Raw genomic sequence first — 16,349 nt, forward strand, 5'->3', positions numbered from 1 at the left:
GCTCAGTGCCCGGGATCTGCGGTCGAACCCAGACGCGCATGGATGCGCCGCGTGGTGCGCCATACAGCCCACAGCACCAGGGGAATCAGCGCGCCCACGGCCACCTCGGGCTGCAGTGGCAGGCCGGCGGCCTTGGCGCCCTTGGCTACGTACAGCAGCAGGCTGACCACGTAGTACGAGATGGCGGCGATCGACAGGCCTTCCACCGTGGTCTGCAGGTGCAGCTGCATGGCCTGGCCGCGCGTGAGCTTCTCCAGCAACTGCTGGTTCTGCGTCTCGGTGACGATGTCCACCCGCGTGCGCAGCAGAGCGCTGGCGCGCGAGATCCGTTCAGACAGTGACGCCAGGCGTTGTGCGCTCGCGGCGACCGTGGCCATGGCCGGAGACAGGCGCCGCTGCATGAACTCACCGATGGTCTGGGTGCCGGGAATGGGCTTCTCACGCAGCTCGGCAATGCGCTGGGCCACCAGCGTGTCGTAGGCGCGCGTGGCGGCGAAACGGTAGGTGCTCTCGGCCGTGGCGCGTTCGACCCGCGCGGCCAGCGAGACCAACTGGTCCAGCAGTTCCTGCTCCGAGGTGGCCTTGCTCTCCAGTTGCGCGGTGATGCCGGCAAGCTGTGTTTCGGACTGCGCCAGCATGGGCCCCAGCGCCTTGGCCACTGGCAGGCCGCGCAGCGCCATCAGTCGGTAGGTTTCGAGCTCAAGCAGGCGCTGCGAAATGCGCCCCGCCCGCGCATTGCTGGTGCCCGGCGGTGCGATGACCAGTATGCGCTCGAAACCCGAGGGTGGCAGCCGAAAGTCCGTCACTGCCCAGGAATGCCCGCCGCCCAGTTGGGACGCGAGCACAGTGCGGCCGCCGAACCAGTGCTGGGCCTGAGCCATCAACCGGGCCTGTGCCTCCGCCTCCGGTCCTGGCAAGTCCGCCTGCAGCATCACCAGCTGAATCGCGGCCACTGTGCGTCCGGGAATGTCGCGCAGCCAGCCCGGCGGGGTGGCCAGCGCGTGCAGAAGGGACGGGTCGCTGCTGCCCAGACCAGCACCCTCGGGCAGCGCCTGCACCAGCGAGTAGCGGGTGAATTCGGTGTGGCGCTCCCACTTGAGCGTGTGTTCGCCGAAGCGCAGTCGCTGGAAGTTGCCGCGCAACTGCTCAGGCGTGATCCCTTCCTGGCCCGGCAGCCGGCGCAGGTGCTCGCACTCCTCCTCCCGGCTCACCCCGTCGTTGAGTACGGCCACGAAGACGATCAGTGCCGGCAGCCGGATGTGCGCGGAAGGTCGCGCGTGTACCTCGTTGTGCAGTTCCTCGCGCAGAGGATCATCGGGCGGCAAGGTGCCGGCTGGATTGGACCGTTGGTTCGGACTGTGAGGGATGGACATGGTGGGCACTCGGACGGAGGGCCTCACTGTATGCCAGTGTCTCTGTCGACGCTTGCGTGCGGCAGGGGCTGGCGCGGTCACCTTGGGCATCGGACAAGTCCGGAGTCTGCACCGCGTGGCGCGCGATCAGCATCGGATGTTCGCGCAGGTTGCGGTGCCGTGCCAGAGCCGAACGCACCATGCGGCGGGCGTAGCGAGGACCCACGGGCTTACCGAGGAAGCGGAAGATCTGTCCTTCGTTGATCAGGTTGCGGATAGCCGTGCTGTCGCGCTCGCTGCTCAGCACCATGGTGACCACCTCGGGTTGGCTGCGCCGCACGGCGCGGATCAAATCGAGGGTGGGCGTCGAGCCTACGTGTGTCTCAAGCAGCAGCACTGCCACCGGCGCGTGGCTCAGCATCTCGGCGGCCTCAACCTGGTCCCGCGCCCACAGCAACGGCACCTCGAAGCCCAAGGCCGTTCGCAGCTGCTGCTCGGTGGCCGGGTCCGGGTCGAGGAGCAACACGGCATCGCCGCCGGTGACCTCGAGGTGGCTGCCCCCGCCGTTCAGAACGCCACTGACGGGTTCGTCCAGAGGCAGGTGGCGTGCCACCAGCGCGGCGTGGGCGACGATGTCCAGCAGTTGCTGGTTGTCCCAGGGTTTCTGGATGAAACGAAACACTTCGCTGGCGTTGACCGAATCCATCAGATCGGTGAAGCCCGGGAAGCCGGTGAGCAGCAGGCGCATGGTGTTGGGCGATTCGATCCGCGCGTGTTGCAGAAATTCGGTGCCCGGCATGTCGGGCATGCGCTGGTCGCTGATGACCACGTCGTAAGCGCTGCCGCGCAGGCGCGCCAGCGCCTCCTGTGGGTCGGTGGTGGTGGATACCTCGAACTGCCTTCTGAGCAGCCATTGCAGTGCGCGCAACACATGGGGATCGTCGTCCACGCACAGGACGCGCGGCTTGTCCATGCCAGGGCTCATGACGCGCTTCCGGCGGACAGTGGCAGGAAGACCCTGAACCGCGAGCCCACGCCCACCTGGGTGTCCACCTCGATCCGCCCGCCATGCGCCGCCACGATGTCCTGCGCGATCGCCAGGCCCAGACCGGTGCCTTCGCCCGCCGGCTTGGTTGTGAAGTACGGCTCGAAGATGTGCGGGAGCGCGTCCGGCGCGATGCCACGGCCGGTGTCCACCACGCTCACGCAGATGCATTCGTCTTCGATCTCCGTCGATACCGTGACCGTGCCCGAGCCCCGGATCGCCTGGGCCGCGTTGAGGATCAGGTTCAAAAACACTTGGTTGAGCTGCGATGCCTGGCATTCGATCTGCGGCAGTTCCTCGTAGACCTCCACCACGCGCACCTTGTTGGAAATGACCGAGCGGACGATGTGTGCCACGCTGGAGAGTGCGCTATTGAGCTGGACCCGCGAGAGCCTGGAGCCGTCCGCGCGGCTGAAGTGGCGCAGGTTGTCCACCAGCTCATGCATCTGGTCCATGCCCATCAGCACATCACCGAGCATTTCCTGTGCGGTTCGCATCTCGTCGGGAATCCGGCGCAGCGTGGAGACGAGAGCGTGATCGTTAAGCTCGTGTGGCTGCGTGGCCTCGGGATCGGTCGCGAACTCGCGCTCGAGCATGCGCGCACTGCTCTCGACCGTGGGCAGCATGGCGTCGAGCGACTGGATGGCCATGAACACGTTGCTCTTGGAGAAGGCCAGGGGCGCGTTGAGTTGGTGAGCAACGCTGGCCACCATGTGCCCGAGCGAGGTCAACTTTTCGACCTGCGCCAGCCGCTGCCGGCTGACGTCGCTTTCATGGGCCTGCCGCTCCATCTGACGTTGTGCGCGGCGGACCATGCCCAGCAGCGCGAGGTGCAGCGCCAGCAGCAGCGCCATCGCGAGCAGGGCCTGGTTGCGCAATGCCTGGGTCACCTCCGCCCGACGCACCATAGCTTCCTGCTCGGCGCGCCGTATTGCCAGGGTGGCCTCCGCAACCCGCGCGGGTGTGCTCGTGCCCTCGGCAGTCTCCGTGATCCGTGTGGGGAGAGGGTTCGGCGTGTGCGGGGCGCCTGAGTCCAGGGCGCCTTGCAGGATGTGCGACTGCCGCATGTGGAAGTGGAAAATCACCGCGGCAACCCCGATCAATGCCATGAGGCTGGCCAGGGTGAAGCGTCGTGACAGTGGGAATCGGGTGGGCATGACGGTGGCTCCGGGTGCATTCAACGAACTTTCCCGGCGTATGGGGAAGGCCTCGCATGAAGCGCTAAACAGCGCTTCGAACTCTCGCCCAACAGAGTGAGCGAACCGCCGCGCATCGTAGGTTTCGGTCATGGGCGCACACATACTCCGTCGGTACTATTTTTCAGGCACACAGGGCTGTGGCGCGGGCCGGTGTGCGATGTGTCATGAACGGCAAGAAATACTGCAGTTGTGGTATGGCGCGTGGCTCTGCGCGCTTTTCACAATCGCGGACGTGCGATGGTGGGGCCCGCCCCGTTCGAGAGGCGGTGCACAGTCTGGAGGCGCCCGTTCACGGGATTGCCGTCGCACCCGAAGCAGGAGTGCCCAACCCATGCGCCGAACGAAACATGCGCCGCGCAAGCCGCCCTTGCATGCGCTGAAGACATGGGCAACCGGCTTGTTCGCCCGGGTCCGCCCCGATGCGCCTGGCAAGCCGGTGGCGATGGCGCAAGGTGTTGGCGGCGCACCGTCTCAACCGCCCGCCCCAGATCGCGCCCGGCTGCTGCTCGCGGTGGCCGAGTACCTGCGCCAGCCTCTATACGCCCTGAGCCTGACGAGTGAGAGTCTGCTGCGCCATCCCCAGAGGCCACCCGGTCCGTCGGTACTGCTGCAGATGAAGGCCGCATTGCGCTCGCTCGACGAGCGCCTGGATGCGCTGCGGTTGATGGCCGGACTGGATTCGGGCTCTCTGCGTCCCGAGGTCAAGGACTTTTCCCTTCAGCCGCTGCTGGACCGCCTGGACCTGGCCTACGGCCCGCTGGCGGCCAGCAAGGGACTGCGATGGGACGTGACCCCCTCGGCGGCGCGTGTGCGCAGCAACCCGGTGCTGCTGGAGCGCATGTTGGGGAACCTGGTGGGCAATGCGGTGCGCTTCACCGCCCGGGGTGGCGTGGTCGTGTCCTGCCGGTTTCGCGGCCCGCACCTCCTGCTGCAGGTCTGGGACACTGGCGGCGGCATTGATCCCGCGCACGAACCGCATGTGTTTGACGCCTTCTTTCGGGGTGTCTCGGAAGCCGATGGCGACACCGGTGCCGGCCTGGGTCTGGCGATCGTGAAGAGCGCCGCAGTGGCACTGGGCATCGACGTCGGGGTGCGCTGCGCGGCGGGTCGGGGGACTTGTTTTTCCCTTCGCGTACCACTGACAGCGGGCGCGGCGCGAGGCCCGGCGTCGCTGGAGGGTTGAGGCCTTAGCGGCGCGGTGGACCCGCGCTCACGGACGGATCGGCGAACACGGTCTCCATCGGGTGGCGCCGGCCCGCCAGGTGGTCCTCCATGCAGCGCAAGACCAGCGGGCTGCGGTGTCGCGCGGCGCTCGCGCGAACTTCGTCCGGCGTCATCCACAGCGTGCGCACGATGCCCGTGTCCAGCGCGCGCCCGGCCACCACCTCGCCGAGCTCCCCGCAGTAGGCAAAACGCAGGTAGGTGATGTCCTCGTCCGGCGAGCCGTCGCGGCCCTGGCGCTGGAAGCGCGAGAGGTACACGCCCACCAGCGCGGTGGGCGTGAAGCGATGGGTGGTTTCCTCCAGCGTTTCGCGCGCCACCGCCTCCAGCAGGCTCTCGCCTGGGTCCAGATGGCCGGCCGGATTGTTCAGGCGCAGGCCCTCGGCCGTGTGCTCCTCCACCAGGAGGTATTGGCCATCGCGCTCGATCACGGCGGCCACGGTGACGCTCGGTTTCCATCGGGGTTCCATGGGGCGCATTATGGTGTGGCCCATGGGCTGACACATCGCTTTCAGGTAAGCTCCCCCGAAGTTTCATCCAACCCCGCGAGTGAGGAGACCTTCATGCAGATAGGCGTACCCGCTGAGACCACAGTGGGCGAAACCCGTGTGGCCGTGACGCCGGAGACGGCGAAGAAGTATGTGGCGCAGGGCCACACGGTGCGTGTGCAATCCGGCGCCGGTGTGGCCGCCAGCGCCACCGACGCGGCCTATGTGGCCGCAGGCGCGGAGATCACCGATGCGGCCGGCGCGCTGGGCTGCGAACTGGTGCTCAAGGTGCGCACGCCGTTTGACAACGAGCTTGCGCAGATGAAATCCGGCGCGACCGTGGTCGGCATGCTCAACCCCTTCGACGCCGCTGGCCTGCAGCGCATGGCCAGTGCCGGCCTCACCGCCTTCGCACTGGAAGCCGCACCGCGCACCACGCGCGCTCAGAGCATGGACGTGCTGTCCTCGCAGGCCAACATTGCCGGCTACAAGGCCGTGATGCTCGCGGCCCACCACTACCAGCGCTTCTTCCCCATGCTCATGACGGCGGCGGGCACGGTCAAGGCCGCGCGCGTGGTGATCCTGGGCGTGGGCGTGGCCGGTCTGCAGGCCATCGCCACGGCCAAGCGCCTGGGCGCGGTCATCGAAGCCTCCGACGTGCGCCCGAGCGTGAAGGAGCAGATCGAGTCGCTGGGTGGCAAGTTCATCGACGTGCCCTACGAAACGGCGGAAGAGAAGGAAGCGGCCGAAGGCGTGGGTGGCTATGCGCGGCCCATGCCGCCGAGCTGGCTGGAGCGCCAGAAGGCCGAGGTCGCCAAGCGCGTGGCGCTGGCCGACGTGGTCATCTCCACCGCGCTCATCCCCGGGCGCGCCGCGCCGGTGCTGATCACCGAGGACATGGTCCGGTCCATGAAGCCGGGCAGCGTGATCGTGGACATTGCCGCCGGCAAGGGTGCCGACGGTGTGGGCGGCAACTGCCCGCTGACCGAAGCCGACAAAACGGTGGTCAAGCACGGCGTGACGCTGGTGGGCGAGACCAATCTGGCGGCCATGGTGGGGGCCGACGCCTCGGCGCTGTACGCGCGCAACGTGCTCGACTTCCTCAAGCTCGTGCTGCCCAAGGACGCGACCGAGGTGCAGGTGCCGATGGACGACGACATCGTGGCGGCCTGCCTGATGACGCAGGGTGGCGAGGTGAAGCGAAAATGAGCCGCGTGATGCTGCGCGCGAAACTGCACCGCGCGACCGTGACCGAGGCCGACCTGCACTACGAGGGCTCCTGCGGCATCGACGAGGACCTGCTCGAGGCCGCCGACATGCGCGAGTACGAGAAGATCGAGCTCTACAACGTCAACAACGGCGAGCGCTTCTCCACCTACATCATCAAGGCCGCGCGCGGCTCGGGCGCCATCTCGCTCAACGGCGCGGCTGCGCGCAAGGCCCATGTGGGCGACCTGCTGATCATCTGCACCTACGCGCCGGTGGACGATGCGGCCGTGGACGGCTGGAAGCCGCGCGTCGTGCTGCTTGGCGAGGGCAACCGCATCAACGAGATCAAGAAAACCTGAACCGAGGAGATCCCATGGAAGCCGTATCCCCCACCGTGCTCAACCTCATCATCTTCGTGCTGGCCATTTACGTGGGCTACCACGTGGTGTGGAACGTCACGCCGGCGCTGCACACGCCGCTGATGGCCGTGACCAATGCGATCTCGGCCATCGTCATCGTCGGCGCCATGCTGGCCGCGGCACTCACCGAGACGAACCTGGGCAAGGCCATGGGTGTGCTGGCGGTGGCGCTGGCGGCGGTCAACGTCTTCGGCGGCTTCCTGGTCACGCGGCGCATGCTGGAGATGTTCAAGAAGAAGGAACGCAAGGCGCCCGCCGCCGAAGGGAGTGCCCAATGAGCATGAACCTCGTCACGCTGCTGTACCTGGTCGCCAGTGTCTGTTTCATCCAGGCCCTCAAGGGCCTGAGCCACCCGACCACCTCCATCCGCGGCAACCTCTTCGGCATGACCGGGATGGCCATCGCCATCCTGACCACGGCCGCGCTCATCGTCGAGCTTGCCGGCGGCAAGGCCGAGGGCATGGTCTGGGTACTGGTGGGCCTGCTCGTGGGCGGCACCATCGGGGCCATCATGGCCAAGCGGGTCGAGATGACCAAGATGCCCGAGCTGGTCGCCTTCATGCACAGCATGATCGGCCTGGCCGCGGTCTGCATCGCGGTGGCCGTGGTGGCCGAACCCTGGGCATTTGCGATCGTCGCCAAGGGCGAAGCCATTCCGGGTGGCAACCGCATCGAGCTGGCGCTGGGCGCCTTCATCGGCGCGGTCACCTTCAGCGGCTCGGTCATCGCTTTCGGCAAGCTCTCGGGCAAGTACAAGTTCCGCCTGTTCCAGGGCGCGCCGGTGCAGTTCGCCGGCCAGCACAAGCTCAACCTGCTGCTGGGCCTGGCCACGGTCTTCTTCATCTTCGGCTTCTGGCACTCGCAGAGCTGGATCGACATCGTGCTGGTGATCGCCCTGGGCTTCATCCTGGGCGTGCTGATCATCATCCCCATCGGCGGCGCGGACATGCCGGTGGTGGTGTCCATGCTCAACAGCTACTCGGGCTGGGCGGCCGCGGGCATCGGCTTCAGCCTGAACAATTCCATGCTGATCATTGCCGGCTCCCTGGTGGGCTCCTCGGGCGCGATCCTCTCCTACATCATGTGCAAGGCGATGAACCGCTCGTTCTTCAACGTGATCCTGGGCGGCTTCGGCGGCGAGGCCGGCGCGGCCGCGGCCGGGGGCGCGGTGCAGCGCAACGTCAAGAGCGGCAGCGCCGACGACGCGGCCTTCGTGCTGGGCAATGCGGAGACGGTGGTGATCGTGCCCGGCTACGGCCTGGCCGTGGCGCGCGCGCAGCACGCGGTGAAGGAACTGGCCCACAAGCTCACCGAGAAAGGCGTGACCGTGAAGTACGCGATTCACCCGGTGGCCGGGCGCATGCCGGGGCACATGAACGTGCTGCTCGCCGAGGCCGAGGTGCCGTACGACCAGGTGTTCGAGATGGAGGACATCAACGGCGAGTTCGGCCAGGCCGACGTGGCCATCATCCTGGGCGCCAACGACGTGGTGAACCCGGCCGCCCTGCAAAAGGGCAGCGCAATCTACGGCATGCCGATCCTGGAAGCCTACAAGGCCAAGACCGTGATCGTGAACAAGCGCTCCATGGCCGCGGGCTACGCCGGCCTGGACAACGAGCTGTTCTACATGGACAAGACCATGATGGTCTTCGGCGACGCCAAGAAGGTCGTCGAGGACATGACCAAGGCGATCGAGTAGCCCGGAAGCCGCCTGCACGTGACAGACGGCGCGTGTGGCAACACCGGCGCCGCGTTCTGGTAGGCGTTTTGGGGTAGTCTGTCAGACCCGCGTAAGGGAAAAACACGAGGTCTCATGCCTCGCTTCCCACGGACAATGCGCGGCTGCCGTATTCACAAGAACGAGGAGATCCCGAATGACCGAACCGACGGCCAACCGTCCCTGGCTGAGCGCCTACCCTGCCGGGGTGCCGGCCGATATCGACGTGGCACAGTACCCGTCCCTGGTGCACCTGATGGAGGAGAGCTTCCAGAAACATGCAGGTCGCACCGCCTACAGCTTCATGGGCAAGGACGTCAGCTTCGCGCAGACCGACAGCCTCTCGCAGGCTTTCGCCGCCTACCTGCAGGGCCTGGGGCTGGTCAAGGGCGACCGCGTCGCGATCATGATGCCCAACGTCCCTCAGTACCCGGTGGCGGTGGCCGGCATCCTGCGCGCCGGTTTCGTGGTGGTCAACGTCAACCCGCTGTACACACCGCGCGAACTGGAGCACCAGCTCAAGGACTCAGGTGCCAAGGCCATCGTGATCATCGAGAACTTCGCCCACACGCTGGAGCAATGCATCGCCAACACCCCCACCAAGCATGTGGTGCTCGCCGCCATGGGAGACCGGCTGGGCCTGCTCAAGGGCGCGCTGGTGAACTATGTGGTGCGCAACGTCAAGAAGATGGTGCCCGCGTTCAACCTGCCGCAGGCCGTGCGCTTCAACGACGCGATCGCCAAGGGAACGCGCGGCACGCTCAAGCGCCCGGACATCAAGCCCGACGACATGGCCGTGCTGCAGTACACCGGTGGCACCACGGGCGTGAGCAAGGGCGCGGTGCTGCAGCACCGCAACGTGATTGCCAACCTGTTGCAGTCCGAAGCGTGGAACGACCCGGTGATGAAGAAGGTGCCTGCCGGCGAGCAGCCCACCAGTGTGTGCGCGTTGCCGCTGTACCACATCTTTGCTTTCACGGTGAACATGATGCTGGCCATGCGCACGGGCGGCAAGACCATTCTGATTCCCAATCCGCGTGACCTGCCGGCGGTGCTGAAGGAGCTGAGCAAGCACACCTTCCACAGCTTTCCGGCCGTCAATACGCTGTTCAACGGCCTGGCCAACCACCCGGACTTCAACACCGTCAACTGGAGCAACCTCAAGGTCTCGGTGGGCGGTGGCATGGCGGTGCAGAGCGCGGTGGCCCGGCTCTGGCTCGAAAAGACCGGTTGCCCGATCTGCGAAGGCTATGGCCTGAGCGAGACCAGCCCTTCGGCCAGCTGCAACCCGACCACCAGCACCGAGTACAGCGGAACCATCGGGGTGCCTCTGCCCAACACGTACATGAAGTGCCTGGATGACGACGGCAATGAGGTGCCCGTGGGTGAACCAGGTGAGATCGCCATCAAGGGGCCACAGGTCATGGCCGGCTACTGGCAGCGCCCCGACGAAACGGCCAAGGTCATGACGGCCGACGGCTTCTTCAAGAGCGGTGACGTTGGCGTGATGGACGAACGCGGCTATTTCAGGATCGTGGACCGCAAGAAGGACATGGTGCTGGTCAGCGGCTTCAATGTCTATCCCAACGAGGTCGAGGACGTGGTCGCTCAGCTCACGGGTGTGCTCGAGTGTGCCGTGGTCGGCGTGCCCGACGACAAGTCCGGAGAGGCCGTCAAGCTGGTGATCGTGAAGAAGGACGAGGGCCTGACCGAGGCCCAGGTGCGCGAGTACTGCAAGGTGAACCTGACGGGCTACAAGCAGCCCAAGGTGGTGGAGTTCCGCACCGAATTGCCTAAGACGCCGGTGGGCAAGATCCTGCGACGCGAACTCAGGGACAAGAAATAGCGCTCGCTGCGCCACAATGCTGGGCGGCTTCGGCCGCCTTTTCTTTGTCTGTTGTCTGTGCAGGAGTGCCTGTCCCGTGACCGCCATCGCCATCGTCAGCGCCCTGCACGAGGAACTCGCCGCCGTGCTCGATCTCATGCCCGACGAGCGGCAGCAGCCCGTGGGGGGGCGCACCTTCTGGCGTGGGCACCTGCATGGACACGAGGTGGTCGCGGTGCTCTCGGGCATCGGCAAGGTGGCCGCGGCCACGACGGCCACGTGCCTGATCGAGCGCTTCGGCGTGCAGCGCATCGTGTTTACCGGCGTGGCCGGGGGGCTTGCTCCAGGTGTGCGGGTGGGTGACGTGGTGGTGGCCCGGCATTTTCTCCAGCACGACATGGACGCCTCGCCGATTTTTCCGCGCCACGAGGTGCCGGGTTATGGGCGGTCGACCTTCGATGCCGACACCGCGCTCACCGCGCGGATGGTCCTGGCGAGTGAACAGGTGTTGCGCGGCCTGCCCGCACGGCTTGACGCAGGGGTGATGAACACCTTTGGCCTGGAGGCGCCACGTTGCCACCAGGGCCTGTTGATCAGCGGCGACCGTTTTGTTTCCACCACCGCCGAGAGCCAGGTGCTGCGCGATGTGCTGCCCGATGCGCTCGCGGTGGAGATGGAGGGCGCGGCCTTTGCCCAGGTGTGCCATGACTACGGTGTGCCGCTCGCCGTGGTGCGCACCATCTCCGACCGCGCCGACGATGACGCGCATGTGGACTTTCCGCGCTTTCTGCGCGAGGTCGCCAGCCGCTACAGCGCGGCCATCGTCGAGGCACTCCTGGTGCAGCGGTGACTTCTCCAGAATGCCGCGGAACCGGCTTTGCCGGGCCGCAGGCATTGCCCCCTTTGAGGGGGTGACGGCCCGAGCATCGGACCGGCGCGGGGGTGGGCTATCTAAGCCACCCTCTCTTGCGGAAGTACAGCATCGGCAGCACGGCCGAGAGCACCATCAGCACCAGCGCCAGCGGGTAGCCGTAGCGCCACTGCAGCTCGGGCATGAAGGCGAAGTTCATGCCATAGCTGCTGGCCACCAGCGTCGGGGGCAGCAGCGAGACGCTGGCCACCGAGAAGATCTTGATGATCTTGTTCTGGTTGATGTTGATGAAACCGACCGTCGCGTCCATCAGGAAGTTGATCTTGTCGAACAGGAAGGCGGTGTGACCGTCGAGCGAGTCCAGGTCGCGCAGGATCTGGCGCGCGTCCTCGAACTGCTCGGCGCTGAGCAGGCGGCTGCGCATCATGAAGCTGACCGCGCGCCGCGTGTCCATCACGTTGCGCCGGATGCGGCCGGACATGTCCTCATGCCGCGCAATGGCAGACAGCGCCTCGCTGAGCAGGTTGTCCGAGGCGTTGCTGTTGAGCACCTTCTGGCTGACGGTCTCGATCTCGTCGTAGATGTCCTCCAGCGTGTCGGCGCAGTACTCGGCGTCGGCGTCGAACAGCATCAGCAGCACGTCCTTGGCGTCCTCGATCAGCCCCGGCATGCGGCGCGCGCGCATGCGCAGCAGGCGAAAAACCGGCACGTCCTCGTCGTGGATGGAGAACAGCACGCCCTTGCTCTTGAGCGTGTCGTTGTGCTCGTTGAGGATGAAGGCCACGCGCACGGCGCGCGGATCTTCGTCGTCGTCGATCAGGAAGTCGCTGCGCACATGCAGTTCGCCGTTGTCTTCCTCGAAGAAACGTGCGGACTCCTCGATGTCCTCGTCCATCGCGTCGGCGGGGATCGACAATTCGAAGTGCTGCTTGACCCAGCGGCGTTCTTCGGGCGTGGGGTCTTCCAGGTCGACCCAGATCGGCTTGAACCGGGCCAGTTCTTCGAGCGACTCGATCTCTTCCTGGAAGAGGCGGCCATTGGCCAGGGTGAATACGTTGAGCATGCGGTGCTCCCGGCAAAACTGCTGTCTGAAAGGACGGGCCGCCGAGGCGGACCCGCAGGCGGGGCGGGGTGCTTTCAGCCAGTTCGCCGCCCGACTTTGCGGCCGCGGCGGGGCGCGGCGATCAGAAGGCGGTCAAGGGAGTGGCTGAAAGCACGCAACTGGGTGGCGCGCTTTCCATGAGGCTCTCCATAGTTCGATGCAAGCGGTGGATTATGGCACCGCGGTCGTGCCGGAGTGACGCTGCGGTGGTGTCATGAAGCGCGTCAACTCCTCCTTGCGACGCCAGGCGTCGTGTTCGCCCAGTTCGATCAGTGCATTCACGAAACCCGGCTCGAACAGCAGGTAGCTGGCCAGCGCGGCGGCGCTGCCCGCAGCGCCGCGCGCGGTGTCGAGGGCACCCAGCCCGGCCAGCGTGTTGCGGGTGGGCGCTGGCAGTTCGCTGATGTGCTTGTGCGCGAGTTCGTCCAGCGAGAAGCTGGGCTGAATGGCCAGCACGTCCACCGGGCGGTACGGCAACACCCCGGCGAGCGCGGGGGGCAGGCGCAACAAGGTCTGGCTCACCCGTTGCGCTTGTTCGACATCCGCCTGGAGCGTGTCGTGGAATACGCTGGCCATGGCGTGGCCGGCGATCGTGCCCGCCGTGGGGTCTCCTTGCGCCTTCGCCCCCATGCCCGAGCGCTGCGGCTGGGCCACGCCAATCACCAGCACGCGGCGTGCACCGAAGTGGATGGCAGGCGACAGCGGCGAGAGCTGGCGCATCGAGCCATCGCCAAAGTGCTCCTTGTGCCCGTCCACCCACAAGGGTACCGAGGGAAACAGGAAGGGGATGGCGCTGGAAGCCATCAGGTGTTCGATGGTGATGGGCTGGAACTCCGAGCGACGCCCTGGTCGGTGCCAAGGTTGCGCCGAGTTGTCCGCCGCCGTCTGGCAGAACGTCCAGTGCTCGCCCGAGGTGTAGCTGGACGCCGTGACGCCCAGCGCGCGGATCGCGCCCAGCTCAAGGCCCATCTCCAGTCCTTGCAGGTCGATGGCGCGGTGCAAGGTATCCACCAGCGGCAGGGTGTCGAGCAGCGCGCGGTAGCGTTTGACCTGGCGCGCCAGCGTCCAGCCCGCCACGAGGCGGTTGGCGCGCACCCATCCGGGGGCCTCGATGCGGTACACCTGCTCCGAGCGCAGACTGCTCCAGAAATGCGCGAGTTGCGGCAACGCCGAGAGACCCTGACGCGCCAGGCTGGCGAGATAGGCGGCGTTGAGCGCGCCGGCCGAGGTGCCGAACAACCAGAGGAATGGAAAGGCCGAGGCGCCCGCCGGCTGCATCGCGGCCAGGGCCTTGAGCACGCCCGCCTGGCAGGCGGTTCGCGCGCCGCCGCCCATCAACACCAGCGCGCAGGCGTCCTGTTGCACCGCTTCCGGGTGGGGCAGCAGGGTGTTGTGGGTGATGAGCGTGTCGAGCGACATGAAGGGTCCTGATCGGTGGCGATGCCCGGCGTGATGGCCGTTCAATGGTTGCCGCAGATGAACCGGTACAGCGTTGCCGGCTCCACGGGTTTGTGCATCACCTCCACACTGGCTTCCCGTACGGTACGCATGACTTCGGAACTTGTGTCCCCGGTGACGATGGCCATCGGCAACAGAGGGCTGACATGCTCGCGCAGCCGCTCAACCACCATCAGACCGTTGATGTCCCGGGAAAGGTGGAAGTCCACCAGCGCAGCGTCCAGCGTGCCAGGGTGCGCCGTGGCGAGTTGCACGGCCTGCTCCATGCTGGAGGCCAGCAGAGGCGTATGTCCCCAACTGCGCAACAGAAGCGACATGGCGGCGAGTATGTCGTCATCACCGTCGACCACCAGCACGGTTCGGTTCTGGAGCGGCGCGGGCCCGGCGAACATCGCGGGGTCGAATGCCGACAGCGTTGCCGCGCCAGACGTGGGCGATAGCGATGCCTCGGATGAGGTCAGCGGTGCCGCTCGGGGTACGCTCACGGCGAACATCGATCCTTTGCCCAGCTGCGAACGCCAGTGCAGCCGCGCCCCCACCAGGTCGGCCGAGCGGCTCACGATCGACATGCCAAGACCAAAGCCACGGGCCTGGTGGGCATCGCCCGTGATGTTGCTCCCCTGGAAGAACTCCTCTGTGATGCGCGCCATGTCTTCGGATGCGATGCCGATGCCGGTGTCCCATATCTGAATCTCCACCCGCTCACCGCGTGGTCGCGCGCCGACCAGAATGCCGCCCCTTTCTGTGTAGCGTGCGGCGTTGCTCAGAAGATTGCCCAATATGGTGTGCAGCACGGCGGGATCGCTGTATACCCACAGGCCACCGTCATGCACCCGCAGCCGCAGGCCTTTGGCATCGCATTGGGGTGCCACCGCTTCGACCACCTCGGAAAGCACTGGTGCGAGCTCCAGGTCCTCCCTGTGCACACGCACGGCACCCGCGTCCAGCCGGGACACATCAAGCAGCCGATTCAGCAACTGACCCATGACGTCCAACGCTCCTTGCATGCGTTCGGCTATGGTCAGCAGAGACGGGACGGACAGCCGGTCCTGCTGAGCCATCCGCTTCATTGCCGGCACGAACAGGCTCATCGCATGGATCGGTTGACGCATGTCGTGGCTGGCGGTCGCCAGGAACCGCGTCTTGGCCCGGTTTGCGATCTCCGCCTTGTCCTTCTCCGCTGTGACCTGTTCGACCAGGTTCTGGTTCTCGAAACGCAGCCGCAGCGCGTCCTCGATCGTCGTGGAGATGCGCCGCGAGAAGTGTTCGACCATGACCAACAGCACGAGCATCAACATGCCAAGTGTGGCCAGTTGCGGGTTGTCATTTCTCAGGCACTGCAGCGCGAAGGGCAGCAGGCAGGGAACGGCAAACCCCAGATGGGCAGGGAAGTAGGGCCCCAGCGAGTGCGTGGCGCTCGACACAAGGGCTGCCAGCACCATGCCGATGAGCAGCAGCGTGTACGGCTCCTCGAGCGTGAAGAACATCCATGCCAGCGAGCCCCACAACAGACCGGAGACCACTGCGCCGACGACGAAAATCCGTGCCCAGGTCTGTGTCTGCGCGGCGTCGCGTTGCCGTTTTCCGTATGCGTGTGCCAGGTACCAACGCACCAAACTCTGCAGGATGATCGCCACCCACCAGCCCAGTACCCATGCGCGCGGCTGGTCATTCACCACCAGCAGAATGGCGGTCCCCGTGGCCAGCAGCAACGTACCTGCCACCAAGGTGGGCACGTTGCTCGCCAACAGCCGCACCTGTTCGTGCAGCAGCCGTTGGCTCAGGCTGGCTGGTTTCTGCATGCCCGAGAGCATAGGCCAAGCCGTTGCGCAACCGGAAGGCCGACAACACGGTGGCGGGATGCATGACAAGGTTCACATCCTCCGAAATTCCCGGGTATCGCAATATGTGTCAGCTTGCGTCGGAGCAAATTCATGGGCATAGTGGGCTCAAGACATCCCCGTGGCCGTCGGGAGGTCTTGCCCCCGGCGGCTTGTGTCAACCCGGAGCAAACAGGAGGTTCATGTATGAACTTGACGATCAGCGGTCATCACCTCGAGGTCACGCCCGCCTTGCGCGGCTACGTCACCACCAAGCTGGAACGCATTTCCCGGCACTTCGACCAGGTGGTCGACATAAAAGTGCTGTTGACGGTGGACAACCTCAAGGAAAAGGACCTGCGACAGAAGGCCGAATGCAACGTCCACGTCAAGGGCCGTGACCTCTTCGCAGAGAGCGTGCACGCCGACCTGTATGCCGCTGTGGACGAACTCGCCGACAAGCTGGACCGTCAGGTGCTGCGCTACAAGGACAAGACGCAAGACCATCATCACGGCACGGTCAAACGCTTGATGTAACGGATGTCGCTGCCCTTGTTCAGGGGGAGCGTGACATATGTTGCATTGCAACAAGCCGCCTGATATGTCAAGCGGCTTTTTTGTGC

15 protein-coding genes are annotated in these 16,349 nt (G+C 65.9%); 8 read left to right on the forward strand and 7 right to left on the reverse strand.

What is annotated here, in order from left to right:
• Positions 1-2 precede the first annotated feature (2 nt).
• The 3 genes from AB7P10_RS16305 to AB7P10_RS16315 are packed head-to-tail and all read right to left on the reverse strand — an operon-like array spanning position 3 to position 3,686.
• On the reverse strand, positions 3-1,373 hold the full coding sequence (locus AB7P10_RS16305; protein ID WP_428294904.1) for a DUF3422 family protein: 1,371 nt from the start codon (positions 1,371-1,373) through the stop codon (positions 3-5).
• On the reverse strand, positions 1,312-2,325 hold the full coding sequence (locus tag AB7P10_RS16310; RefSeq protein WP_428294905.1) for a response regulator: 1,014 nt from the start codon (positions 2,323-2,325) through the stop codon (positions 1,312-1,314). The genes AB7P10_RS16305 and AB7P10_RS16310 overlap by 62 nt, the downstream gene beginning before the upstream one ends.
• 8 nt (positions 2,326-2,333) lie before the next feature.
• Entirely contained in the window at positions 2,334-3,686 is a 1,353-nt protein-coding gene (locus tag AB7P10_RS16315) for a sensor histidine kinase (RefSeq protein ID WP_428294906.1), read from the reverse strand.
• 241 nt (positions 3,687-3,927) lie between these two features.
• Between AB7P10_RS16315 and AB7P10_RS16320 the strand changes: the two genes are divergently transcribed.
• A complete protein-coding gene (locus tag AB7P10_RS16320) occupies positions 3,928-4,779 on the forward strand; it encodes a sensor histidine kinase (protein WP_428294907.1) in 852 nt (283 codons plus the stop codon).
• Positions 4,780-4,783: 4 nt separating this feature from the next.
• Here AB7P10_RS16320 and AB7P10_RS16325 read toward each other — a convergent pair whose 3' ends face one another.
• Positions 4,784-5,287 (reverse strand): NUDIX hydrolase, encoded by a 504-nt coding sequence (locus tag AB7P10_RS16325; protein ID WP_428294908.1) that lies wholly within the window; start codon positions 5,285-5,287, stop codon positions 4,784-4,786.
• Positions 5,288-5,380: 93 nt separating this feature from the next.
• Between AB7P10_RS16325 and AB7P10_RS16330 the strand changes: the two genes are divergently transcribed.
• The 6 genes from AB7P10_RS16330 (at position 5,381) to AB7P10_RS16355 (ending at position 11,325) form a co-directional block, all read left to right on the forward strand.
• Entirely contained in the window at positions 5,381-6,514 is a 1,134-nt protein-coding gene (locus AB7P10_RS16330; RefSeq protein ID WP_428294909.1) for a Re/Si-specific NAD(P)(+) transhydrogenase subunit alpha, read from the forward strand.
• Positions 6,511-6,873, forward strand: coding sequence for an aspartate 1-decarboxylase (panD, locus tag AB7P10_RS16335; protein ID WP_428294910.1), 363 nt, complete (start codon positions 6,511-6,513; stop codon positions 6,871-6,873). Before AB7P10_RS16330 ends, panD begins: the two co-directional genes overlap by 4 nt.
• Positions 6,874-6,887: 14 nt before the next feature.
• A complete protein-coding gene (locus AB7P10_RS16340; RefSeq protein ID WP_428294911.1) occupies positions 6,888-7,211 on the forward strand; it encodes an NAD(P) transhydrogenase subunit alpha in 324 nt (107 codons plus the stop codon).
• Positions 7,208-8,632 (forward strand): NAD(P)(+) transhydrogenase (Re/Si-specific) subunit beta, encoded by a 1,425-nt coding sequence (locus AB7P10_RS16345; protein WP_428294912.1) that lies wholly within the window; start codon positions 7,208-7,210, stop codon positions 8,630-8,632. The genes AB7P10_RS16340 and AB7P10_RS16345 overlap by 4 nt, the downstream gene beginning before the upstream one ends.
• Positions 8,633-8,807: 175 nt before the next feature.
• Positions 8,808-10,496 (forward strand): long-chain-fatty-acid--CoA ligase, encoded by a 1,689-nt coding sequence (locus AB7P10_RS16350; RefSeq protein ID WP_428294913.1) that lies wholly within the window; start codon positions 8,808-8,810, stop codon positions 10,494-10,496.
• A gap of 136 nt (positions 10,497-10,632) precedes the next feature.
• Positions 10,633-11,325 (forward strand): 5'-methylthioadenosine/adenosylhomocysteine nucleosidase, encoded by a 693-nt coding sequence (locus AB7P10_RS16355; protein ID WP_428294962.1) that lies wholly within the window; start codon positions 10,633-10,635, stop codon positions 11,323-11,325.
• Between the two features lie 97 nt (positions 11,326-11,422).
• On the opposite strand, the gene corA is transcribed toward AB7P10_RS16355, so the two are convergent.
• From corA to AB7P10_RS16370, 3 genes are all read right to left on the reverse strand, one after another.
• A complete protein-coding gene (corA, locus tag AB7P10_RS16360; RefSeq protein WP_428294914.1) occupies positions 11,423-12,409 on the reverse strand; it encodes a magnesium/cobalt transporter CorA in 987 nt (328 codons plus the stop codon).
• Between the two features lie 210 nt (positions 12,410-12,619).
• Entirely contained in the window at positions 12,620-13,867 is a 1,248-nt protein-coding gene (locus AB7P10_RS16365; RefSeq protein ID WP_428294915.1) for a patatin-like phospholipase family protein, read from the reverse strand.
• Between the two features lie 41 nt (positions 13,868-13,908).
• Positions 13,909-15,708: an ATP-binding protein gene (locus tag AB7P10_RS16370; RefSeq protein ID WP_428294916.1), complete on the reverse strand. Its 1,800-nt coding sequence runs from the start codon at positions 15,706-15,708 to the stop codon at positions 13,909-13,911.
• 225 nt (positions 15,709-15,933) lie between these two features.
• Between AB7P10_RS16370 and hpf the strand changes: the two genes are divergently transcribed.
• The gene (gene hpf / locus AB7P10_RS16375; RefSeq protein ID WP_291113681.1) at positions 15,934-16,263 is read left to right on the forward strand and encodes a ribosome hibernation-promoting factor, HPF/YfiA family; all 330 of its coding nucleotides are present in this window, start codon (positions 15,934-15,936) and stop codon (positions 16,261-16,263) included.
• Positions 16,264-16,349: the final 86 nt, after the last annotated feature.

It is taken from the genome of Hydrogenophaga sp. (assembly GCF_050182545.1).
Lineage (GTDB): Bacteria > Pseudomonadota > Gammaproteobacteria > Burkholderiales > Burkholderiaceae_C > Hydrogenophaga.